The organism is Diaphorobacter nitroreducens (assembly GCF_002214645.1).
GTDB classification, from domain to species: domain Bacteria; phylum Pseudomonadota; class Gammaproteobacteria; order Burkholderiales; family Burkholderiaceae_C; genus Diaphorobacter; species Diaphorobacter nitroreducens.
Window position 1 is genome coordinate 560,163 of sequence record NZ_CP016278.1, and the last position, 22,213, is coordinate 582,375.

General features: G+C 61.9%; 22 protein-coding genes and 6 tRNA genes. 26 read left to right on the top strand and 2 right to left on the bottom strand.

All coding sequences use genetic code 11. The annotated features are described in order from the left end of the window. Positions 1 to 27 precede the first annotated feature (27 nt). The 9 genes from purF (at position 28) to BA022_RS02650 (ending at position 4,980) form a co-directional block, all read left to right on the top strand. Positions 28 to 1,536, top strand: coding sequence for an amidophosphoribosyltransferase (gene purF, locus BA022_RS02610; RefSeq protein WP_015913660.1), 1,509 nt, complete (start codon positions 28 to 30; stop codon positions 1,534 to 1,536). A gap of 130 nt (positions 1,537 to 1,666) precedes the next feature. Further along, complete coding sequence (locus BA022_RS02615; RefSeq protein ID WP_088886465.1) at positions 1,667 to 2,881, top strand: O-succinylhomoserine sulfhydrylase; 1,215 nt, start codon at positions 1,667 to 1,669, stop codon at positions 2,879 to 2,881. Then, a complete protein-coding gene (gene gltX / locus BA022_RS02620) occupies positions 2,878 to 4,287 on the top strand; it encodes a glutamate--tRNA ligase (RefSeq protein ID WP_088886466.1) in 1,410 nt (469 codons plus the stop codon). Before BA022_RS02615 ends, gltX begins: the two co-directional genes overlap by 4 nt. A gap of 65 nt (positions 4,288 to 4,352) precedes the next feature. Next, positions 4,353 to 4,428, top strand: a tRNA-Ala gene (locus BA022_RS02625). A gap of 32 nt (positions 4,429 to 4,460) precedes the next feature. Next, positions 4,461 to 4,536 (top strand) — tRNA-Glu (locus BA022_RS02630). A gap of 46 nt (positions 4,537 to 4,582) precedes the next feature. Next, positions 4,583 to 4,659: transfer RNA gene (locus BA022_RS02635), tRNA-Asp, on the top strand. A 4-nt stretch (positions 4,660 to 4,663) separates the two neighbouring features. Next, a tRNA-Ala gene (locus BA022_RS02640) sits at positions 4,664 to 4,739 on the top strand. Between the two features lie 31 nt (positions 4,740 to 4,770). Continuing rightward, a tRNA-Glu gene (locus tag BA022_RS02645) sits at positions 4,771 to 4,846 on the top strand. A 57-nt stretch (positions 4,847 to 4,903) separates the two neighbouring features. Next, positions 4,904 to 4,980: transfer RNA gene (locus BA022_RS02650), tRNA-Asp, on the top strand. Between the two features lie 59 nt (positions 4,981 to 5,039). Here BA022_RS02650 and lnt read toward each other — a convergent pair. Next, on the bottom strand, positions 5,040 to 6,611 hold the full coding sequence (lnt, locus tag BA022_RS02655; RefSeq protein WP_088886467.1) for an apolipoprotein N-acyltransferase: 1,572 nt from the start codon (positions 6,609 to 6,611) through the stop codon (positions 5,040 to 5,042). Positions 6,612 to 6,880: 269 nt separating this feature from the next. Here lnt and BA022_RS02660 point away from each other — a divergent pair, with 269 nt between their 5' ends. From BA022_RS02660 to BA022_RS02735, 17 genes are all read left to right on the top strand, one after another. After that, positions 6,881 to 7,162 carry a hypothetical protein gene (locus tag BA022_RS02660; RefSeq protein WP_088886468.1) on the top strand — a complete coding sequence of 94 codons (282 nt, stop codon included), beginning with the start codon at positions 6,881 to 6,883 and terminating at the stop codon, positions 7,160 to 7,162. A 75-nt stretch (positions 7,163 to 7,237) separates the two neighbouring features. Next, the gene (locus tag BA022_RS02665) at positions 7,238 to 8,128 is read left to right on the top strand and encodes an OmpA family protein (protein ID WP_148060999.1); all 891 of its coding nucleotides are present in this window, start codon (positions 7,238 to 7,240) and stop codon (positions 8,126 to 8,128) included. A gap of 70 nt (positions 8,129 to 8,198) precedes the next feature. Then, positions 8,199 to 9,695 (top strand): pilus assembly protein TadG-related protein, encoded by a 1,497-nt coding sequence (locus tag BA022_RS02670; RefSeq protein WP_162844537.1) that lies wholly within the window; start codon positions 8,199 to 8,201, stop codon positions 9,693 to 9,695. After that, a complete protein-coding gene (locus tag BA022_RS02675; RefSeq protein ID WP_088886471.1) occupies positions 9,692 to 10,573 on the top strand; it encodes a hypothetical protein in 882 nt (293 codons plus the stop codon). Before BA022_RS02670 ends, BA022_RS02675 begins: the two co-directional genes overlap by 4 nt. 38 nt (positions 10,574 to 10,611) lie before the next feature. Continuing rightward, positions 10,612 to 11,430 (top strand): TadE family protein, encoded by an 819-nt coding sequence (locus BA022_RS02680; protein ID WP_088886472.1) that lies wholly within the window; start codon positions 10,612 to 10,614, stop codon positions 11,428 to 11,430. A gap of 8 nt (positions 11,431 to 11,438) precedes the next feature. Beyond that, positions 11,439 to 12,173, top strand: a complete 735-nt coding sequence (locus tag BA022_RS02685; RefSeq protein WP_088886473.1) for a hypothetical protein — start codon at positions 11,439 to 11,441, stop codon at positions 12,171 to 12,173. 17 nt (positions 12,174 to 12,190) lie between these two features. Beyond that, on the top strand, positions 12,191 to 12,370 hold the full coding sequence (locus BA022_RS19025; RefSeq protein ID WP_148061001.1) for a hypothetical protein: 180 nt from the start codon (positions 12,191 to 12,193) through the stop codon (positions 12,368 to 12,370). A 10-nt stretch (positions 12,371 to 12,380) separates the two neighbouring features. After that, positions 12,381 to 13,442, top strand: a complete 1,062-nt coding sequence (gene cpaB / locus BA022_RS02690) for a Flp pilus assembly protein CpaB (protein ID WP_187306000.1) — start codon at positions 12,381 to 12,383, stop codon at positions 13,440 to 13,442. A gap of 113 nt (positions 13,443 to 13,555) precedes the next feature. Beyond that, positions 13,556 to 14,845, top strand: a complete 1,290-nt coding sequence (locus tag BA022_RS02695) for a type II and III secretion system protein family protein (protein ID WP_187306001.1) — start codon at positions 13,556 to 13,558, stop codon at positions 14,843 to 14,845. An 18-nt stretch (positions 14,846 to 14,863) separates the two neighbouring features. Next, a complete protein-coding gene (locus tag BA022_RS02700) occupies positions 14,864 to 16,648 on the top strand; it encodes an ATPase, T2SS/T4P/T4SS family (protein ID WP_088886476.1) in 1,785 nt (594 codons plus the stop codon). Next, positions 16,648 to 17,487 (top strand): type II secretion system F family protein, encoded by an 840-nt coding sequence (locus BA022_RS02705; RefSeq protein WP_015913592.1) that lies wholly within the window; start codon positions 16,648 to 16,650, stop codon positions 17,485 to 17,487. The genes BA022_RS02700 and BA022_RS02705 overlap by 1 nt, the downstream gene beginning before the upstream one ends. A 21-nt stretch (positions 17,488 to 17,508) precedes the next feature. Then, positions 17,509 to 18,375, top strand: a complete 867-nt coding sequence (locus BA022_RS02710; protein WP_015913591.1) for a type II secretion system F family protein — start codon at positions 17,509 to 17,511, stop codon at positions 18,373 to 18,375. A gap of 12 nt (positions 18,376 to 18,387) precedes the next feature. Further along, on the top strand, positions 18,388 to 18,822 hold the full coding sequence (locus BA022_RS02715; protein ID WP_015913590.1) for a DUF192 domain-containing protein: 435 nt from the start codon (positions 18,388 to 18,390) through the stop codon (positions 18,820 to 18,822). Between the two features lie 15 nt (positions 18,823 to 18,837). Then, complete coding sequence (locus BA022_RS02720; protein ID WP_088886477.1) at positions 18,838 to 19,611, top strand: tetratricopeptide repeat protein; 774 nt, start codon at positions 18,838 to 18,840, stop codon at positions 19,609 to 19,611. Positions 19,612 to 19,663: 52 nt separating this feature from the next. Next, positions 19,664 to 20,377, top strand: a complete 714-nt coding sequence (locus BA022_RS02725) for a TadE family protein (protein ID WP_088886478.1) — start codon at positions 19,664 to 19,666, stop codon at positions 20,375 to 20,377. 40 nt (positions 20,378 to 20,417) lie between these two features. Then, positions 20,418 to 20,798 carry a hypothetical protein gene (locus tag BA022_RS02730; protein WP_088886479.1) on the top strand — a complete coding sequence of 127 codons (381 nt, stop codon included), beginning with the start codon at positions 20,418 to 20,420 and terminating at the stop codon, positions 20,796 to 20,798. Next, complete coding sequence (locus tag BA022_RS02735) at positions 20,795 to 21,250, top strand: hypothetical protein (RefSeq protein WP_187306002.1); 456 nt, start codon at positions 20,795 to 20,797, stop codon at positions 21,248 to 21,250. Before BA022_RS02730 ends, BA022_RS02735 begins: the two co-directional genes overlap by 4 nt. 101 nt (positions 21,251 to 21,351) lie before the next feature. On the opposite strand, the gene BA022_RS02740 is transcribed toward BA022_RS02735, so the two are convergent. Then, a complete protein-coding gene (locus BA022_RS02740) occupies positions 21,352 to 22,110 on the bottom strand; it encodes a 3-hydroxyacyl-CoA dehydrogenase (protein ID WP_088886481.1) in 759 nt (252 codons plus the stop codon). Positions 22,111 to 22,213: the final 103 nt, after the last annotated feature.

Here is a 22,213-nt window from a genome sequence, read left to right on the forward strand (position 1 = left end):
CCCCGCCGCCAAAACTGGAACGAAACTATGTGTGGAATTGTCGGCGTGGTCAGCACGGCCCCCGTGAATCAGCTGATCTATGACGCCTTGCTGCTGCTGCAGCACCGGGGACAGGACGCCGCGGGCATCGTCACGCAGGAAGGGCGCAAGTTCTTCATGCACAAGGCCAAGGGCATGGTGCGCGACGTGTTTCGCACGCGCAACATGCGCGCACTGCCCGGCACCATCGGCCTGGGGCAGGTGCGCTATCCCACGGCGGGCAATGCCTCCAGCGAGGAGGAGGCCCAGCCGTTCTACGTGAACGCGCCGTTCGGCATCGTGATGGTGCACAACGGCAACCTCACCAACGCCAAGCAACTGCGCGGCGAACTGGCCGACACCGACCACCGCCACACCAACACCGAGAGCGACTCCGAAGTGCTGCTCAACGTGCTGGCGCATGAGCTGGCGCGCGCCACCAGCGGCGCGCCGCTGCAGTCCGAGGACGTATTCAAGGCCGTGCGCGCGGTGCACAAGCGCGTCAAGGGCTCCTATGCCGTGATCGCGCTGATCGCAGGCTATGGCCTGCTGGCATTCCGCGACCCGTTCGGCATCCGCCCGCTGTGCATGGGCCGCGGCGCGGACGGCACCGTGATGCTGGCGAGCGAATCCGTGGCGTTGGAGGGCACGACCCAGGTGCTGGACCGTGACGTCGCGCCCGGCGAGGCCGTGTTCGTGCACACCGACGGCCGCGTGGAAACCCAGCAGTGCGCCGAGAACCCGCACCTCAACCCCTGCGTGTTCGAGTACGTGTACCTCGCGCGTCCCGACTCGGTGATGGACGGCATCTCGGTCTACCAGGCGCGGCTGAACATGGGCGAGACGCTGGCCAAGCGCGTGATCTCCACCGTGCCTCCCAGCGAGATCGACGCCATCATCCCCATCCCCGAATCCAGCCGCCCCAGCGCCATGCAACTCGCGCAGCTGCTGGGCATTCCGTACCGCGAGGGCTTCGTCAAGAACCGCTACGTGGGCCGCACCTTCATCATGCCGGGGCAGGGCGTGCGCAAGAAGTCGGTGCGCCAGAAGCTCAACGCTATCGGCAGCGAGTTCAAGGGCCGCAAGGTGCTGCTGGTAGACGACTCCATCGTGCGTGGCACCACCTCGAAGGAGATCGTGCAGATGGCGCGCGACGCCGGCGCGGTGAAGGTCTACCTGGCTTCTGCCGCGCCGCCGGTGCGCCACCCCAATGTCTATGGCATCGACATGCCCACGCGCTCCGAGCTGGTCGCGCACGGCCGCACGGTGGAGGAGATCCGCCAGCTGATCGGCGCCGACGCACTGATTTACCAAGACGTCGAGGCCATGAAGCAGGCCGTGGGCAAGATCAACCGCAAGGTGGAGGGGTTCGAGGCCTCGTGCTTCGACGGCGTGTACATCACCGGCGACATCTCCGACGAGGAAGTGACGGCGCTCAACGAGGGCCGCAACCGGGGTGGTGAAGAGGAGCAGGAAGACACCTCCCGGCTGTCCCTGCCCAACGCCCAGGAGGCGTGAATACACTCGCGCTCATCAAAAAGATGAGCGCCTTGCGCTTGTTTGTACTGGGTTTCAGTGTAAAAAATGGCTGAAGTCCAGGTACAGCAAGCGCTATCAGCTCCTATTTTTTAGAACAAGGACCGCCACCGTGACCGATCAACCCCTGCCCGAGGGGCTGCGCCCTGAGACCCTCGCCGTTCGCGAGGCCGTCGCGCGCAGCCAGTGGGGCGAGCACAGCGAGGCGCTGTACATGACCAGCAGCTTCGTGCAGAGCGACTGCGAAAGCGCCGCACGCCGCTTCGCCAACGAAGAGCCGGGCTACACCTACACCCGCACCGCCAACCCCACGGTCAGCAGTTTCGAGCGCCGCCTGGCGGCCATGGAGGGCACGGAATGCGCGGTGGCCACCAGCACCGGCATGTCGGCCATCCTGCTGATGGCGCTCACCGTGCTCAAGAGCGGCGACCACGTGGTGGCCTCGCAGTCCATGTTCGGCTCCACGCTCAAGCTGCTCGGGTCGGAGATGGCGCGCTTCGGCGTAGAGACGACCTTTGTCTCGCAGACCGACCTGCAGTCGTGGGAGACGGCCATCCGCCCGAACACCCGCTTGCTGTTTGCCGAGACACCGACCAACCCGCTGGGCGATCTGTGCGACATCGCCGCACTGGCGCAGATCGCGCATGCGCGCGGCCTGCTGTTGGCGGTGGACAACAGCTTCTGCTCGCCCGCGCTGCAGCGCCCGGCGCAATTGGGCGCTGACCTGGTGGTCTACTCGGGCACCAAACTGCTGGACGGCCAGGGCCGCGTGATGGCGGGCGCCGTGTGCGGCACCACTGCGCTGGTGGACAAGGTCATGGGCACCTTCATGCGCAGCGCGGGGCTGAACCTGTCGCCGTTCAATGCATGGGTCGTGCTCAAGGGGCTGGAGACGCTGTCGCTGCGCGTGCGCGCGCAAAGCGCTGCGGCTTTGGAACTGGCGACCTGGCTGGCCACACATCCCAAGGTGGCGCGCGTGCACTATTCGGGCCTGGCCAGCCATCCGCAGCATGCATTGGCCATGCGCCAGCAGGGCGGCATGGGCGGCCCGGTGCTGGCGTTCGACGTGGTGGGACAAGGCGCGGCGCAGTTGCGCGCGAATGCCTTCCACGTCATCGACAGCACGCGCGTGTGCTCCATCACCGCCAACCTGGGCGACGTGAAGACCACCATCACCCATCCGGCCAGCACCTCGCACGGGCGCCTCACGGAAGAGCAGCGCCAGGCGGCCAGCATCGGCCAGGGGCTGATCCGCGTCTCCGTAGGCCTGGAACATCTCGACGACCTGAAGACCGACCTCTGCCGAGGCCTGGACACCCTGCCATGACACAACAACAAGTACGCACCCGTTTCGCCCCGTCGCCCACGGGCTTCATCCACCTGGGCAACATCCGTTCCGCGCTCTATCCCTGGGCCTTCGCACGTGCCAACGACGGCGTGTTCATCCTGCGCATTGAGGACACTGATCTGGAGCGCTCCACCCAGGCCTCGGTCGACGTCATCCTGGAGGGCATGTCCTGGCTGCAGCTCGACCATGACGAGGGCCCGTACTACCAGATGCAGCGCATGGAGCGCTACAAGGAAGTCCTGGCCCAACTGCAGGCTGCAGGCCATGTCTATCCCTGCTACATGAGCGTGGAAGAGCTCGATGCCTTGCGTGAGCGCCAGATGGCCGCGAAGGAAAAGCCCCGCTATGACGGCACTTGGCGCCCCGAGCCCGGCAAGGTGCTGCCGCCCGTGCCGGAAGGCGTGAAGCCTGTGCTGCGCTTCAAGACGCCCCAGGACGGCGTGGTCGGCTGGGACGACAAGTGCAAGGGTCGCATCGAGTTCCAGAACAGCGAGCTGGACGACCTGGTCATCGCGCGCCCGGACGGCACGCCCACCTACAACTTCTGCGTTTGCGTGGACGACATGGACATGCGCATCACCCACGTGATTCGCGGCGACGACCATGTGAACAACACACCGCGCCAGATCCACATCTTCGAGGCCCTGGGCGCCACGGTGCCCGTGTTCGCTCATCTGCCCACCGTGCTCAACGAGCAGGGTGAGAAGATGAGCAAGCGCAACGGTGCCAAGGCCGTGACGCAGTACCGCGACGAGGGCTATCTGCCCGACGCCATGGTCAACTACCTGGCCCGATTGGGCTGGAGCCATGGCGATGACGAGATCTTCAGCCGCGCGCAATTCCTGGAATGGTTCAACCTGGATCACCTGGGCCGCAGCGCCGGCCAGTTCGACGAGGCCAAGCTGCGCTGGGTGAACGCACAGCATCTCAAGGCCATGGAAGATGCGCAGTTGGCAGCACTCGTCCGGCCCTTCGTCGTGCAGGCGGGTGTTCCAGAGGCGCAGTTGGATGCTGATGACCGCTTGCCGCGCATCTGCGCGCTGTTCAAAGACCGCTGCGAAACGCTGGTGGACCTGGCACGCTGGGCGCGCGTGTTCTATGTGGACGCCATCGAGCCCGATGCAGACGACTTCGCGAAGCACGTGACTGAGACCGCCGCACCGGCGCTCGACGCCTTTGCCGCCGCCATGGAAACCGTGGCGTGGAACAAGGACGCTATCAACGCTGCGATCAAGGATGTCCTCAAGCAGCTGGGTTTGAAGATGCCGCAACTCGCCATGCCCGTGCGGGTGCTGACCATGGGTACCGCGCATACGCCGTCGGTGGATGCCGTGCTCGAACTGCTGGGTCGCGAAAAAATCCTCGCGCGATTGAAAAGTCGCTAAAAACCTGTCTATAATTCAAGGCTCAGGTGATGACGACAGTTAAGAAATTAAATGTCGAAGTCAAAGGGGGTATAGCTCAGCTGGGAGAGCGCTTGCATGGCATGCAAGAGGTCAGCGGTTCGATCCCGCTTACCTCCACCACCTGATGATTTGAACGGAAGTTCTTAGGTTTTGACCCTATCGTCTAGAGGCCTAGGACATCACCCTTTCACGGTGAGTACCGGGGTTCGAATCCCCGTAGGGTCGCCAAGTTTGGCTGCACTTGATTCGCAAGAATGCAAGCAGCTACCGACGCGGAGTGGTAGTTCAGTCGGTTAGAATACCGGCCTGTCACGCCGGGGGTCGCGGGTTCGAGTCCCGTCCACTCCGCCATCTTGGGGGTATAGCTCAGCTGGGAGAGCGCTTGCATGGCATGCAAGAGGTCAGCGGTTCGATCCCGCTTACCTCCACCAAGATTTGTTGGTTTGCAAGTTTCTAGGTTTTGACCCTATCGTCTAGAGGCCTAGGACATCACCCTTTCACGGTGAGTACCGGGGTTCGAATCCCCGTAGGGTCGCCAAGTTTTGTGGCACTTGGCTCGGTTGCATTAGCAGCAGGGCAAAAGTCACACCGACGCGGAGTGGTAGTTCAGTCGGTTAGAATACCGGCCTGTCACGCCGGGGGTCGCGGGTTCGAGTCCCGTCCACTCCGCCAATATCAAAAAAGCCGCTGCAAATAATTTTGCAGTGGCTTTTTTTCTGTGTTTTCAGAATTTATTGCGACAGCCAAGCAGCTATGCGGACATAGGGCGTCGCTCCGCTACGTGGCTGAATGTCCATGGTTCCACTCCCGGCATGTCCAATTAGGCTACTGAGAATCTGTCCATTCGCATCAATAAATGCGCTAAACCCTACATTGTTTGCACGTACTAGCGGTTTTTGTGCTTCGGCCGCGCGCACGCGCGCAATTGTCAGCGCTTGCGCAACGTAAAAATTGGACTCAATCCACGAATCACTTGACACGTTGACCAGAAGACTCGCATCTATCGCTTGACGGGCGGCTTTGCCAGGGTAGGCGAGTTCGCTGCAAATCGTCGGACCGAGTGCCACGCCCGCAGCGATCAACGGGGATTGTACCGATGCTCCAGGTAGAAAATCGGCTAGAGGATATCGATACAGATATGGATAAGCCCAACTCAGGGCTGGTGTGTCGGGCAAGTATTCGGTAAATGGCAGAAGTAACTCCTTGACATAGGTCTTGGCGGTTTCTGCACCGTCGATGTGAATCAAAGTGTTCTGCTGTGCGCCTCCCTCTGTACCGGGTATATCGGTTTGAAACGCAAGCCCCGGCATCCCAAACAGTAGCGATACACGCGAAATGCGTGCGGCTTCCGCTACGGCGCGGCGGTAGTTTGCCGGCAGCACTCCTGGCCGCTGTACCAAAAATAACTCTGGAAATACGACGATATTGGCCTCTGGATTCTGTGCCGCGGCATACAGCGCGGCCATTGCTTCCAATTGTTCTGTTGGGTTGTATTTGGTGTCTTCTGGCCAGTGGGTATGCACGAGCCTGACAGTGATAGGGTGCTCCATAGCGCGAGTCCAAGCCACATGCTGCAATGACCAGCCGGCTATGCAGGCCAGAACCCATGCGGTGGTGAGCTTGAAGAGACGGCCGCTCTGGCGAAAGCTCTGAATAGATTGGATGCAAGCAGCTGCAATCGCCCATATGGCAAGCGCGATGCCAGCGCTACCCGCTATGGGATACAGGCCGCGCAATATGGCGTTGTCCACCTGGCTGTAACCCAGTAGTCCCCAGGGCAGCGCCCAGAACCCCATGGTGCGTATCACTTCGGCAGAGGTCCAGCCCAAGCCCGTGCACGCTGCCAGTGCCAACATACCCCGCTTTTGCAGAGCACGGCAGCCTGCGCGCAGAGTTGCAAAGCAAACGCAGTAGAGAGCGGTGTGAAAAGCCACCAGCACGCCGCATACCAGCAGTGTGTCGCCGAGGTCGTTAGCGGGTGGTCGATAAATCCCAAGCCCCACCCAAAACAATGCTCCGATCAGAAAGGAGCAGGCGAACACAGAAAAAGCGCGCAGCTCATGCAGGAAAGAATTTTGCCGCCTGAGCACCGTCAAGAGTACGACGGCGGCGGCGATAGCGATAGGCGCCGCAGCCCGGGGCTCGGACAAGGCCAATCCGGCGCATAACCCCGCCCCGCCGGATAGTGCGACGCTAAGAGTGGTGGTCGGACGATGCCCCACTGCAGATTTATGTAGCGTGTAGTGAAAAATGGCTTTTCTTTCTAAGAAAACGCTTGGGGATGAAACAACGGTGAACCACAAGCGACCTCCACGAGGGAAGGATCTATTCTCGCTATGGAAGTTTGAGAATCATCAATTTACATATGAGCTAAATAGAAACTCTTTGAAAACTATTGCTCTACTTATACGCAAAAAATTACATTTGTCCGATGTGGGTTTGAAACATAACGTAATCAAAGTAAGCGTGCTAGTTTTGTCACATTCATCAGGGGTAGGAGTCCATAAGATGCGCTTCGCACGCGGGGTTGAGCCCAGCATGTGGTTTTATTTTTACTTCTGAGGAGGGATATATGCTTTTTTCTACGAACCAGTCGCTTCGCAAAGTACGTGGTCAGGGAATGACTGAATACATCATCATCGTGGCGCTAATCGCCATTGCTGCTATCGGTGTTTATAGCGCTTTTGGTAATGTGGTAAAGGGGCAGACGGGTGCCATGGCCGCTGAGCTGGGCGGTAAGGATGGCTCAAGTGCTGCCAATCTGGCGAAGACGCAGGCAGAGGGTGCTGGTTCGCGTGGTTCTTCCAAGCACACTCTGGAGAATTTCCAAGATTCTGCAGCCAAGGGTCGCTGATATCGGTGATCTGCTTGGTAGCCCAGTGGCTACCGAGCAGGGTCCCGTTTTAATGGTGATGATGATTTTGGGTGTGTGAAAGGTTTTGAAGTGCGGGTAATTGGTGGAATAACAAAAAGTATTTGTTGCGCGAAGTGGTTGGCGTCTGTTTTGCTTTTTGTTGGATTAACACCCGCGTGGGCGCAAACCCATTCACTCCTTTCCGGTATGCCTGGATACAAGGCACAGCCCCCCAAAGTGGTTGAATTTGGTAGTTACACGGAAGGCGACCTTTTCTATTGCCAGCCTGGTAAGCGGTGCACCAGTGGCGACCCTGGGTTTAACGACGAAGGAAAGCTTGTTGCCGAGGGTAAAGTCACGGTGCAGCGCTATTCGACGGAAAAGCCGGCAGGGACACTTGCCGTGTTTCGGAACTATGAAAATGCCATCCGTGAAATGGGCGGCAGGCGCCTGACCTATACATCAACGCATGACACGACCAATGTTTTTCTGATCGATCGACAAGGTGCAAAGGTATGGATCGTGCTGTCCAACGCATACGACAGTGGCTACCAACTGACCTATATCGAGGCCAAGCCTCTGCAGCAGGTGGTGAAAGCAGGGCAATTGGCAGATGCCATCCACAAGCAGGGCTTTGCGACTCTCTACATCAACTTTGATAACAACAAATCGGACGTAAAGCCTGAGGCCAAGCCTGCCATGGAAGAAGTGGTGGCCTTGCTCAAGGCTGATAGCGTGCTGCGGCTGTCGATTGAGGGGCATACCGACAACGTGGGGAACGCGGTGACAAATAAAACGCTTTCGCAGGCTAGGGCTCAGAGCGTAGTGAAGGCACTGGTGGCGAGCGGCATTGATGCCAAGCGCCTGCAGGCAAAGGGCTTTGGCAGCGAAGTGCCGGTTGCCGATAACCGGTCGGAAGAAGGCCGCGCCAAGAACCGGCGGGTGGAACTGGTCAAACTGAAATAACAGCGTAGGGATTGCACCCTGCGCACTGTGGCCCTCAGGGCTGTGTGCAATGTTGCGAGGGAGGGCGGATATGCCGAATATCGGTACGCTGCGGTCAATTCCGCCGCGCGTGGCATGTGCTGGGCAGCGAGGGCAGGTGCTGGTCTGGTTTTTGGCCTTCGCTGCCACATTGGCGGTGGTGTTTGCGGGCGTGTATAGCGTTGGCCAAGCTACTAGCGAAAAGCAAAAAGTAGTGAATGCAGCGGATGCTGCGGCCTATTCGGGCGCGCTGGTTGAGGCGCGGGCCTTGAACCTTATTGCCTATACCAATCGGTCGGTGGTGGCCAACGAGGTGCTGATCGCGCAGATGGTCAGCCTTCAGTCCTGGACAGACTATTTTGAGCGCGCCACGTCCAACTACCAGACTATTTTCAATGCATTGAGTGGCATTCCTTATGTTGGTGCAGCGTTCAAAGCGTTGGCGGTCACGATGCAGGCGCTCAACAAAATAGTCGTCGTGCAGCAGAAAGTTCTCAATGGGGTGGTGCCTTCAGTGATTCGCTCCTGGGAAGGGCTCTTTGCGGTCTGGTACACAGGCGTTATTCGCCCTGCATTCATGCCGCCGGTAATGGCGCAGGCGGCGCGTTCTGCGTCAGCAGCTGTGTTGCAGGCGAATGTTGCGACCCAAGGAGGGCGTAGGGATACCGCCGCGCATCTCATCCAAACCACTACTTTGATGGCTCGTAATGAGTTTGAGTGGCAGCGCGCCACTCGTTATTACACGGGAAATGACCGCAAGTATGCGCGAGACTTGATTCTGGCTTCCAGGGACGAATTTTCGACCAACCGACCGGGCAGTGAAATATTTTTTCTGAATGTATTGTTCGGTAATAGCTCTATGTGTGTGCCGTTTACATTCAAGATTGGCTCTGAGAAGCAGGGACCCACCCGTCTGGTGAATTTTGATCGTTGGGAAGCGCAGGACACTCTCGAGTTCAAACAGAAGATTGGTCCCCGGGGGTGTAGCTGGGGTAAAGGCACCATGGCGGAGCCGATCGGGTGGGGGCGTTCGGTGGCCGATCAGCGCGGCCAGACTAATGGTACCCGTATCAACACGGATGGCGGAGCAGGAGCGCTCGCCTGGAAGGCGACCAACAAAAATAGCGGATGGACGGGTATCAAATCGCTCTACGACGTGGAACGTGACAACAAGGGCAAGCCGCGTAGCGAAGACTTTACCTATGCTATTGCCGCGGCCAAGTACAAGGGGGACATCCGTACCAACGAGAGCCTGGGGTTTGAATCCCGTGCCATGGCGGGGCCGCTGGGCTCGCCCGACCTGAAAGCGGGATTCGCCAAGGATCAGATGATTTCGCTGGCGGAGGCGCGCATTTTCTTCGCTCGGCCTGTACGCAACAACCTGGATATTACGGGCAGCGGACTATTTCGTGCGGATAGTTTTCAGGAGTACGCCAGTCTCTACAACCCTTATTGGCAGGTCCGTTTGTCGGCTCCTTCTCAGGCCACGCGCTTGCTGGTGTACGGCGCTGCCGGGCTCAATCCGGCGCTTGAGGTGTTTGCCCAATGATGACGAGTTTTTCTGTGCACCGCCTGTGCGCGATTGGTGGCACGGTCTTGGCGGCCTTGTTGGTTCTGCCGGCGTGTTCGCCAAATGATTCGGCTGCCCAAACGGCTGGTGGTGGCACCAAGTCTCAAACCATCACCATTGTGCGAGAGCGCCGGCCTGAGGACCCCGCCGCTTATCTGAAGATGATGCGCAACACCTTGGCGCGCTGCCAGGAGACCAAGGCAGAGCTGGCGCGGGTATTAGGCAAGCCGTACGACCCGCAGGCGGAGGCCCTGTCGGACGATGAGTTGATGAAGCTCGAAACGGAAGTGACCGAGGAGTACTTTGACGGCGATCGCTATGCAAAGGTTGTGAACAGCAGTTTGCTGAAAGCCGAAGTATGGGGTCCGAACGACGGCGAGAGTTGCAGGCCTGTCGCCAAGCGAATTCGCAACATTCGGCTGCAGCCAACCCGTTGCAAGCAGATCGATGTGGCGTATGACCTGGATGAGGGCACCGGTATCCGCGAACAGGCGGAAGACATCTGCGGGCCACGCAGCCGTGGATCTGCAGAGCCTATGGGTGAATTGGTGGATATACCTGGAACCGGCCACCGGTGCCGCTGGAATGTGGCGGAAGGCGGGGCGCCCGCGCGGGCCTGCCTGCTGGATCCACTGCATTTTTACCCATCCACCGGCGCTGATCTGGTGGTCATGAGTACCTCCGCGCGACAAGCGCTTCCCGCGCAATTCCCGATAGACGACATGGCCATGATCGCCAACGGGGTGGCGACGGTGGAGCGCCCGCTGCGCGTAGAGATCGGCAAGCCCATCGCACCAGGGGTGTTCGAGGTTCCGGCGGATGCCAAGGCGTTTCCCCTCAGCGATGGCAGGGGCTGACGCGGCATGTCTTTACCCGTGATGCGACAAGCACTCTCATGATCGTCAACGCTCCACCCCGACAGCGCGGTCAGGCGACGACCGAGTTCATCGTCAGCCTGTTCGTGCTCATTCCTCTGTTCTTTGGTGTGTTCTATTTTGCGCGGTATGCGGATGTGAAGCACTCTGCCATTCAGGCCAGCCGCTATGTGGCTTTCGAGCGCAGTTGGGATCCCTACAGCCGCGCCAAGACCGCGGGTCAACTGGCAGAGGAGACGCGCGCGCGGTTCTTCATGTCCGTGGAGCGCAATGGCGGGCAGATCAAATACCGCGATAGCACGATGGGGCAGGACGCCTCGGCGAAGGGCAACCGTGTGCCCTTGTGGAGCGACGCCGCATACCAGCCGCTGCTGCAAAGCTATGCGGATGTGAGCATCCGCGAGGTCGATACGGGCCCGCTGGCCACGGGGCTGGTCGGTAAGTTGCAGCAAACCATGGCGACGCCCGTGTTCAAGCTGCCGACCAGCGGCATCGTCAAGGCCGAAGTGACGGTGCCTCTCAGCAATATTGCGCATTACGACGCGCTGCGCGATGTCAATGTGGGAATGCCGGGTGCGACGGCGCTGGGCGCTGGGGTCTGGAACGCTAGCGGTGCGAACAACGGCAGCGAAAGCGTTTGCGCGCGGGTAAAGCCGACTGTGTTGGGTTCTTATATCAAGCCGGTGGCGGATGTGTTGGGAATGCTCATGTCCCCGTCCTTCGAAAAGAAGGCGCCCGACGTGGGGCTCATCCTGCCTGAGTACGACATCCCGGGCAGTGTGCGCGACAAGGCGGACAACGCCGTACCTTACAGCCGCCAGGCGCGCACGCGCTGCTGAGTCCCGTCATGTTCGTCCGACTGATTGCCCTGCTGCTGACCATGACCTGTGCGACCGTATTGGCGCAGGAGTCGTTCACGCGCACCGCCACGCCTTGGCCCGATGTGCCGCCGCCGCCGAGGGCTCAGGTGCAGTGGGTGTCGGACGACATGCGCGTCAACGGCGTGCCTATGAAGGTGCAGGCGTTCCAGAGCCGAGCTTCCAAGGACGAGGTGGTGGCGTTCTACATGGCGCATTGGCGCATTGCGGCCAATGCGGTGCCGGATCCGGCCAAACCCCCCGCATCCGTCACTGCCCACGGACCGGACACCCTGGTGGCGCGTGCGCATGGGCCGTATTACAGCCTGGTGAAGGTGCGTAGTGCCTCCGATGGAGGCTCCGAAGGCACGATTTCTACCTCGCTGCTGCTGGGCGTGGAGCCGCGTATCGATGCCAGTGGCATTCCGGCGCCGCGCAGCGCCACGCCTGTCAATGTGGTCGAGTCGATCGATAACGGCAAGCGCAACAAGCAGGTGATGTTGGTGAGCCGCGAGCCGCTGGACAGCATTGCCAGCTACTACCAGACGCAGCTGGCGGCCAGCGGCTGGTCGTTGCTGCAGGAGCAGAACGCCAGCGCGAAGGGGAGCCAGGGGCCCGCCATCGTACGGATGTACGGACGTGACAAGCAGCAACTCGATGTGGCAATGGGGGTGGACGCAGAGCGGCGCCTCACCATCGTCACGGTCAATCTGGTGAAGTTCTGACTGCAAGGCGCACAGACATGCAACGCTCCGCACGCATCGTTTTTTCAGTTTCCCGTGGCTTTGCAACGGTGGAGTACTGCATCGTCTGCGCGCTGGTGGTGATGGTGCTCTTCGCGGCACCGAATACGCCCCAGATGCTGGTGGATGCCGTCAAAGCCTTCTATCGCACGCTCACTTTCTTCGTTTCACTTCCTTGAGGCTTTTTCCGTGGCTGTATCACTCAACAAAAATTGGCTGCTGCTCGCAGGCGCCATTGCATTGGGCGGACTGGCGTTCTTTCTAAGTAACAAGGCTATCAACTCCCGGATCACGGAACTGGAAGAAGAAGCCAACCGCGGCAAGACCTTGGTGCCGGTGGTGGTGGCCAGCCGGCCCCTGCAGGCCGGCGATGTGCTGGATGCGAGTGTGGTGGCCGTACGTAAGATTCCGTCTGAGTTCGTCAACCGGAACACGGTGGTTCCAGACACGTACGATGCAGTGGACGGGCAGCCTCTCACTGTGGAAGTGCAGCGCGGCGAGCCTTTGATGACTACCTACACCGCCAGTCGGGGCGGAGAGATCTTTGCGGCCACACTCAAGGACGGGCGGCGTGCGCTGACCATCGAGGTAGACGAAATCAGTTCCATGTCGGGCATGCTGCGCCCAGGCGATCGCATCGACCTGATGCTGACGGCCAAGCCGCCAGGCGGCGACGGCAACGCCAAGGAGTTCACCTTCCCCATGCTGTCCAATGTGGAGGTGCTTGCGACCGGCCAGGCCCAGAAGGGCACGGCCAGCGCAGGTGAGGCTGCAGCGCGCGCGTACTCGCATGTCACCCTCAATGTCACGCCGCAGGATGCCACCCGCGTGATCGCCGCCAAGGCGGGGGGCAAGCTCACGGCCGTGCTGCGCGCGCCCACCGATCAGGTGGCCAACCCGAGCCGTGCATTGACCATTGACGATGTGGTGGCTTCCATTGCGCCGCGCGATGCAGACGGCAACAGCCAGCGGCTGGTGGAGTTCATCATCGGCGGCTCCGGCAGCGGGGGCAAGGTGAGCCGCACGCCCATGCTGGATGCTGCCCTGCAGGATCCGAACAACCGCGCCATCGCGGAGCGCGTGGCGCAGGCCATGACGCAGGGGGACATGCCAGCGGCAGCGCCTGCTGCAATGCCCGCCCAGCCGCCAGTTTTGCGTGACACGCCGCCCCCGACACAGGTGCCTGTGGGTTCGCGTATGCCGGTGTCTTCATCGGCAGCCAGCCGCGGAGTGCCGGGCCTGGCGCATTGATCCCCGAGATTTAAAGAACGCCTCCGTTGTTTCCAATGAACACTTCTTTGCCTTTTCGTGCGCCCGCTGTGTGCGTCGTTTTCGTCTTCTTCGCAGGCATTCTGGCTGTGCCCATGGCAGGCGCCGGGCCGGCGAGCGTTTCCGCGCAGCGCCCCCTCGCCGTGGTCAATGCAAGCCCCATCGCACTGTCGCTTTATGCGGGGCAGGTGCGTGTGTTGCCGCAGGCGGGCGTGGAGCGCGTTGCCATTGGCAATGGGGCGCTGCTGACAGCATCCGTGGTGGCCGATAAGCAAATCGTTTTGCTGGGTGAGAGTGCGGGGGTCACGTCGCTGTATGTCTGGCTGCGCAATGGCACGCAGATCAACTACGAAGTGACGGTGAGCGCGGACCACTATGCCAAGACGGCCATGGAACTGCGCCAACTGCTGAGTCATGACAAGGGCATCAACGTTAGTGCCGTTGGCGACAAGGTCGTGCTGGACGGCATGTATGCGAACCAGGACTCGGCCGCCAAGATCCAGAAGATCGTCAAGGCTTATCCGCAGGTGCTCAATCTGGTGCGCGAGCGGCCCGAGGATCAGTTGGTGGTGCCCGAGCAGATGGTGCAGTTGGACGTGAAGGTGGTCGAGGTGCGCAAGCAGGCGCTCGACAACATTGGCGTGAAGTGGAGCAACCTGGGCGTGGCTGGCCCGACGTTTGCCACGTCGGGATACTTCTATGCCAACTCGGCCAGCTTCCGGGGACTGAACCAGGAGGGATACCCGATCACTACGCCGGCGCGACCCTTCATCTCCTATCTGGGGCTGGCCACGCAGATCACTTCAGTACTGAACTTTCTGGAGTCCAACGGAGACAGTTGGACGTTGGCCGAGCCGCGCATCAGCAGTGTCAGCGGTGGATCGTCAAAGGTGCAGGTGGGTGGCGAGATACCCATCCCGGTAAGTTCCGGTTTTGGCCAACTGTCGGTGGTCTACAAACCGTATGGCGTGATTTTGGAGTTCAAGCCAGTGATCGACAAGGCGGGCAACGTGCGCTCGTCCATCGTGGCGGAGGTGAGCCAGCCGGATCGCAGCGCAGGGCAGGGGCAGTTCGTAGCGTTTACTACCAACCGCACTGAGACCGAAGTCAGTCTGAAGCAAAACGAAACGCTGGTGATTTCCGGCCTGCTCAAAAGCGTGGGAGCGCGTAACAAGGAAGGCATCCCCGTCATCGGGCGTGCGCCGGTGCTGGGCCGGCTGTTTTCAACGCAGGAGATGACCAACGAACAGACAGAGATGCTCGTGGTCGTGACGCCGCGTATCCATACGCCCGCGACAGACCGTGCCCAGGTGCTGGCGAGCGAGAACGCTTACCAGCGCCTGAATGAAGTCAAGGACATGATCGAAAGCAAGCTGGCACGCTGATCCCACGGAATAACCACGATGCTGCATCTGCAAGTCATGACCGCCGAAGGACCCGCTGATACCCGGGTCATCAATGCCACGCGCTGCATGGTCGGGCGCGGCGAGAGAGCCGACGTCACGCTTTCCGGCTGGAAGGTGCACAAGGAACACGCGGAGATTTTTGTCTCCAATGAACAGGTGTTCGTGCGTGACCTGGGCTCGATGTTTGGTACTTATGTGGACGACACCAAGGTGACCACCTTCGGGCCGCTCAAACCCACCGATGCCATCCGCATCGGGTCGCACCAGTTGCATGCACGCTGGGCGCGCATGCGGGGAGGAGGGGGCGAAGAGCCTGTCGACCCGCCACGCGCGACCCAGGCGATGCCTGCTGCGCCCGCGTCGGCTGCCAGTGCGCACACGGCGACTCGCATGCCTGCACCGGTAACCCAGCGCATGGCATCAACGCCCGAGCGGACCAGGGAAGAGCCAGTGAACAACGGGGCACCCATTGCTCCCTCGGAGGTGCGGACCGCCAGTGTGCAGATCGACCAGGACTGGCTGGGCTACCGCCGACTGATCCAGGAAAAATTGATCGAATCCTTCGACATGCGCCGCACCGACGTGCACCGCATGGGCGACAAGGAGTTGCGCGAGCATACCGAGCAGGCCATCCGCGAGATTTTCCTCCACATGCCGGCGGGCATCCCCGCCGACGTGGACAAGCAGCGTCTGCTGGAGGAAGTGCGTGATGAGGCCATTGGGCTGGGCCTGCTGGAGCCGCTGCTGGCAGACCCTACGACCACTGAAATCATGGTCAATCGGGTGGACGAGATTTTCGTCGAGCGCGCCGGCCGACTGGTGCGAGTGCCGCTAGCGTTCTCCAGTGAGAAGGCCATGATGGGGGTGATCGAGCGCATTGTGGCCCCGGTGGGCCGGCGCATCGACGAAAGCTCTCCGCTGGTGGATGCGCGGTTGAAGGACGGGTCGCGCTTCAACGCCATCATTCCACCGCTGGCCCTGAAAGGGCCATCGATGACCATCCGCAAGTTCTCCAAGCGCAAGCTGGGTGCCGAGGATTTGATCAAGTTCGGCTCCGCCAACGCGCAGATGGTGGAGTTCTTGCAGATGGCCGTGAAGCAGCACAAGAACATCATCGTTTCGGGTGGCACCGGCTCCGGCAAGACGACGCTGCTCAATATCCTGAGCAACTTCATTCCCGAAGGCGAGCGTATCGTCACCATTGAGGATGCGGCCGAGCTGCAACTGCACCACGAGCATCTGGTGTCGCTTGAGTCGCGCCCGGCCAATGCCGAGGGCAAGGGGCAGATCGCCATCCGCGAATTGGTGAAGAACTCGCTGCGCATGCGGCCGGACCGTATCGTGGTGGGCGAATGCCGTGGCGGAGAGGCGCTGGACATGCTGCAGGCCATGAACACGGGACATGATGGATCGCTGACCACCGCCCACGCCAACAGCCCGCGCGACATGCTGGCACGCCTGGAAGTGATGGTGCTGATGGCCGGCATGGATCTGCCCGTGACGGCTATCCGTGAGCAGGTGGCATCGGCCGTGGACATCATCGTGCAGCAAACGCGCTTTGCCTGCGGCAGCCGCAAGATCACTCGCATCACCGAGGTCACGGGGGTGGAGAGCGGCAAGATCCAGTTGCAGGATCTGTTCGAATTCGTCGAGACCGGTTTCACAGCGGAGCGCAAGACCGACGGCTACTTCACCGGCTGCGACGCCGTGCCCGAGTTCTACGAGAAGCTGCGCCAGATCGGAGTGGCGGTGGATCTCGAGATCTTCAAACGGGCGAAGTAATGAATCCCTCCCTGCTTGTCTCCTTCGCGGTCGCGGTCAGCGTGGTGATGTTGGTGTTCTTCGTTGCGCGCTCGTGGGGCCACTACCGCGCGCGCTTCACCTCGGACGCACGGGTATCGCTGGAGGACATGTTCCTGTTCATCGATCCGCAGCGCCTGTTCTTCATCAACGTGGGCGTGGTGCTGGTGCTGCCGGCGCTGGTGCTCCTGCTGACCGGAGCCGTGCCCCTGGCAGTATTGGCGGCGGTGGGCATCTTCGTGCTGCCACGCATGGCCTATGGCTATCTGAAGCGTCGGCGCGAAGCCAAGCTGATCGAGCAGATGCCTGATGCACTCAACATGCTGGCGGGGTCGCTGCGTTCGGGGGCCAGCCTGGCCATTGCGATGGATCTGGTCGCAACGGAAACGCCGCCGCCGTTCAGCCAGGAGCTGTCGCTGGTGCTGCGCGAGCAGAAGCTGGGCGTGTCGCTGGAAGACGCCTTCGAAAGTTTCGCCAAGCGGGTCAATCTGGAAGACGTGAACCTGCTGGTTTCCGCCATCACCATCTCCAAGGATGTGGGTGGCAACCTGTCCGAGGTGCTGGAGCGTCTGGCAAGCACGCTGCGCGCCAAGGCCGCCATGGAGGGCAAGATCCGGGCGCTGACATCGCAGGGCAAGCTGCAGGGCATCGTCGTCGGCCTGTTGCCGGTGTTCCTGGGGTTCGTATTGTTCCAGATGGAACCCGAGGCCATGGCGCCGCTGTTCAGCACGTATTACGGCTGGGCCGTCATGGCCGTGGTGGCCGTGCTGCTGATCATGGGGGGCGTCTTCATCAAGAAGATCGTGACCATCGATGTGTAACCCCCTGATCACGGAGCGGCCATGCTGGGCCTGATTTCTTCTCTGGTATTGGCGCTGGCCATTCTGGTCGGTCTGTGGTCGGTCTACAGCCTGTTTCGCCAGGCGCCTACCGAAGACCGTACCTACAAGGACAAGCCGCCGCTGCTGTTCCGGGTGCTGTGGCCGTTGATCAATCTGCTGGCCAACAGTCTGGGCTGGGCGCTATCGACCAAGGCCGAGGAGCGCTACACCACCGCACTGCGCCGTGCCGGTCAGGACTACGCCCTGACACCCCGACAGTTCTTCGCGGGCAAGGTGGTGTCGGCCGTGGCGGGCGCGCTGCTGGGGGTGATGCTGTCGGGCATGCTTGAGGGCGGTCTGTCCATCATCGTGGTGATCGCCATGCTGGCGTTCTTCTACCCGGATTTGTGGCTCAAGGAAACCACCAAGCAGCGCAATCTGGCCATCCTGAAGGCCCTGCCGTTCTTCATCGACCTGTTGACGCTGTCGATCGAGGCGGGCCTGAATCTGTCGGGCGCGATGCAACAGGCAGTGGCCAAGAGCGCGGGCGGGCCGCTGATGGTGGAGATCAACCGCGTACTGCGTGACGTGCGTGCAGGCAAGGCGCGCATCGATGCCTTGCGAGATTTTTCCGCACGCCTGGATTTCACGCCCATCACCAGCTTCGTGAGTGCGCTCGTGCAGGGCGAGAAAACCGGCTCCAGCCTGGGCCCCATCCTGCGTGCGCAGGCCGAGCAGCGCCGCACCGAGCGTTTCCTGCGTGCGGAGAAGCTGGCCATGGAGGCTCCCGTGAAGATGCTCGGTCCGCTGATTTTCTTCATCTTCCCTTGCACCTTCATCGTCATCGGCTTTCCGATCGCGATGAAATTCCTGGCGTCGGGCTTGTAAGGAGGGATGGTCGTGGGCAGTGCTTTCCATGCGGGTGCCTTGTATGCCGATGGCCGCGACATGGGTTGCGACGTGGCGGTGGCACGCAGCTTTCTGCAGCGCGCCTTGGGCTTACTGGCGCGCCCGCCGCTCACGCCGCGCCAGGCCTTGTGGATCACGCGTTGCAACAGCGTGCACACGGTAGGCATGCGCTACGCGATCGATGTGGTGTTCCTCAGCCGCAGCGGCCAGGTGCTGCGTGTGGTGCACGCGGTACCGCCGTTGCGGTTCCGGCTGTGCCGCGGAGCAGCTGCGGTCGTGGAACTGCGTGCGGGCGCGGCGCATGCGCTGGGCATTTTGGCCGGGCAGGTGCTGGCGGTCGTGCCACCAGACGGGGTGACGCGCACATCTGCCGCGTCCTCGCCGGGTGGTGGCGCCGCCAGCGCAGCCACCCGTTTCATTGTTTGATGGGTTGACTACACCATGTATCCATACCGCACGTTCCTCGCTCCGCTGGCCGCCGTGCTGGCGGCATCTGCTTTGGCGGGCTGTGCTGCGCCTGTCGCAGTCCCCACCGACCCGCTGAGCGGGATGCCCGGCGTGCTGGGCGCCCCGGCGCAGGCGCTGCCAGCGCCCCAACCCAGTGCCACGGCGGCGCCGGCACTTTCACAGGAAGCCGTGCAGCAGGCTGCTGCGGCCGCCAGGGCTTCGGCCGACGCGCAGGGGGCCTTGCGCTCGGCCGAGAACGCTTACGCCCGGGGCGATTGGGTGACGGCAGCGCGCGAGTTCAAGGCGCTCACCAACAGCTACCCGCGTAATAGCCAGGTGTGGTTTGGCTATGGCGCGGCGGCGGCCCTGTCGGGGAGCCTGGAGGATGCCGCGCAGGGCTTCGAGGCGGTGCTGCGTATCGATCCGCAGGATGCGCGTGCGGCATACAACCTTGGCCTGGTTCGCTTGTCACAGGCCGAGCTCGCCCTGAACGCGGCGCGCAGCCACAGCGCCGCGGCACCTGCGGATATTCAGCAGGAGATTGCCCGCCTGTCCCGCGACCTGGCGCCCGTGTTCAGCCGGCCCGCAGCATCGGCGCCACAGGCGCAACTGCCTGCGATCCCTGCGGCGGTGCAGCAGGGCTTTCGCACCCAGGACCCAGCGCGTGCTGCGGCGGGCGGCGCGCGTTCGGGCGCCTTGCTGGGCATGCCACCGTCGGAAGTGCGCGTGCAACTGCCCACTGCTTCTGTGACCCCGCCGCAGCAATGACGGGCCGCGCCGTGTGCTTCGCCAGTCCACAACCGCCTCGGAGAACCTAGCCATGGCTATCGCTGCACGCAATACCCGCCGGCCGCAACGCCAGCGCCAGAGGGGAGCGTCGCTGACGGAGTTCGTGATCGTCGGCCCGCTGGCGATCCTGATCACCTTCCTCATCATCCAGGCGGCCATGCTCTACATGGCCAAGCTCACCCTGAACAACGCAACGTTCATGGCGGCGCGCCACGGCTCCATGGCGAATGGCAATGCGCAGTCGATCCGGTTGTCGCTGATCAAGGGGCTGGTGCCGTTCTATCAGAACGCCTTCGACACGAACGATGTGAGCCGCCTCACGGCCGCGGCGGCCAAGGCTGCTGTGGACACCTCGCTGGGGAATCTGAAGTTAGAGGTGCTCAGCCCGTCCGAGGAGGCCTTCCGGGTGTATGGCATCCGCAAGGGGGGAACGACCTACATCCCGAATGACAACCTGGAGTTCCGCACCCCCACGCCGATGGGGGGCGCCGGCATCTCGATCCGCGACGCCAACATCCTGCGCATCAAGGTCACCTATGCGTACGAGCTCAAGGTGCCGTTGATGCAGGCCATCGTGAAGCGCGTGATGTGTCCCGGCGTGGCGGACTCCGACGTGCGTGCCTGGAGCCGCCCCAGCCTGCTGCCGCTGGGTAATGTGTCGGACTGCATCTACTACCTGCGGGGGCGCGTGCCCATCGTGTCATTCGCTACGGTCCAGATGCAATCGCGGGCCGAGCGCAGCTAGCCGCGATATGCCTTCTTTACTTACTCCTTTGATATTGCCCATGGAACGCTTTCTGCTCCTACCTCTGGTTCTGTCATGTGCCGCCGTCTTTACCCTGTCGGGCTGTGGAGGGGGCGGCTCCATGGATGATGGCCAGACCCCGCTGTCGGTTTCTCCCGAGACTGTCACGCTGACCAGCTCTACCGATGTGTGTTTGCCAGCGGCGGGGCCTACGGTATTTGCGCTGGGCGGAACGGCCCCTTACAGCCTGCGCAATCCGCTGCCGGATGCCATCGGCCTGAGCAGCGACACGATTGCCCGCTCGGGCGAAGGGGTAACGATCACGTTCAAGGGCGGGTGCATGCAGGCCATCCCCATTGTCATCATTGACAGTATCGGGAACACAGCCACCTTCAAGGTGAATTACGTCGCTGGCCGGTGATGATCGTGAAGGGCTCCGTGCTGCTCGCGCTGGCAGGGGGTGTGCTGGCCGCCTTGCAGCCCAGTGCTGCCGGTGCACAGCTTCGCTGTACTGAGCAGCGGGTGGAATACCTGGTGGGGGGTACGGGGGCTGCAGGTGCGCGCAGCCGGATGTGCGCGCATGCCTCGGCACCAGGCGGTGGCGGACTGCGCAAGGGACGCGCCGTGGACCAGGTGGGCAATGCCGCTTCGCCAGGGCACACGCCCGTGATCGTGCAGCCCGATGATGATGGGCGCCGCGCGATCCTGAACCATGAACTGGACAAGGAGCGCGACGCCTTGCGGCGCCTGCAGGCGCAGGAGGGGGCGGGTGGTGCGGATGCGCAGCTGGCGGTGAACCGCCACCAGAGCAACATCCGCGCCTTGGAGGCTGAACTGCAGCGCTTGCCTGCGTCCGTGCGCCGCCAGCCCTAACCGCAGTTACTCACCGACTGCGTCCGCATTGGTTTCGTTAGGAAAATATACGAAATCGGGCTCGAACCCAATACAGACAAGCGCAAGGCGCTATCAAAAAATCACTTCGGTGCAAGGCGGATCGCGCCATCCAGACGAATCACTTCGCCATTGAGCATGTCGTTCTCGAAGATGTGGCGCACCAGCTTGGCGTAATCCTGCGGGGTGCCGAGGCGGCTGGGGAAGGGGACGCCGGCGGCCAGCGCGTCCTGTACCTCCTGGGGCATGCCGAACAGCATGGGGGTGCCGAAGATGCCGGGGGCAATGGTCATGTTGCGGATGCCGTTGCGTGCCAGGTCGCGGGCGATGGGCAGTGTCATGCCCACGATTCCGCCCTTGGAAGCAGAGTACGCCGCCTGCCCGATCTGGCCGTCATAGGCCGCCACGCTGGCGGTGGAGATCATCACCCCGCGCTCGCCGGTGGCTTCGGGTTCGTTCTTGCACATGGCCTCTGCGGCCAGGCGGATCATGTTGAAGCTGCCGATCAGGTTCACCGTGATGGTCTTGCTGAACGAAGCCAGCGCGTGCGCGCCGTTCTTGCCAACGGTCTTTTCCGCAGGGGCGATGCCGGCGCAGTTCACCAGGCCCATGAGCTTGCCCATCGATACCGCTGCGGCCACCACAGCTTGGCCATCGGCCTCGCTGCTCACGTCGCAGCGCACGAAGCGCCCGCCGATCTCGCGCGCGACGGCTTCACCCTTGTCGGCCTGCATGTCGGCAATCACCACCAAGCCGCCCGCTGAGGCCAGCATGCGTGCCGTGCCTTCGCCCAGGCCTGACGCGCCGCCGGTGACGATGAACACCTTGCCCTTGATTTCCATGGTCTGTCTCCAAAGTTACGTTAACGTAAACGTTAATTATCACCGAGCGATCCGGCACTCCCTAGAAAAGCAACAGCCCGGCAGGGCCGGGCTGTGCGCAAGG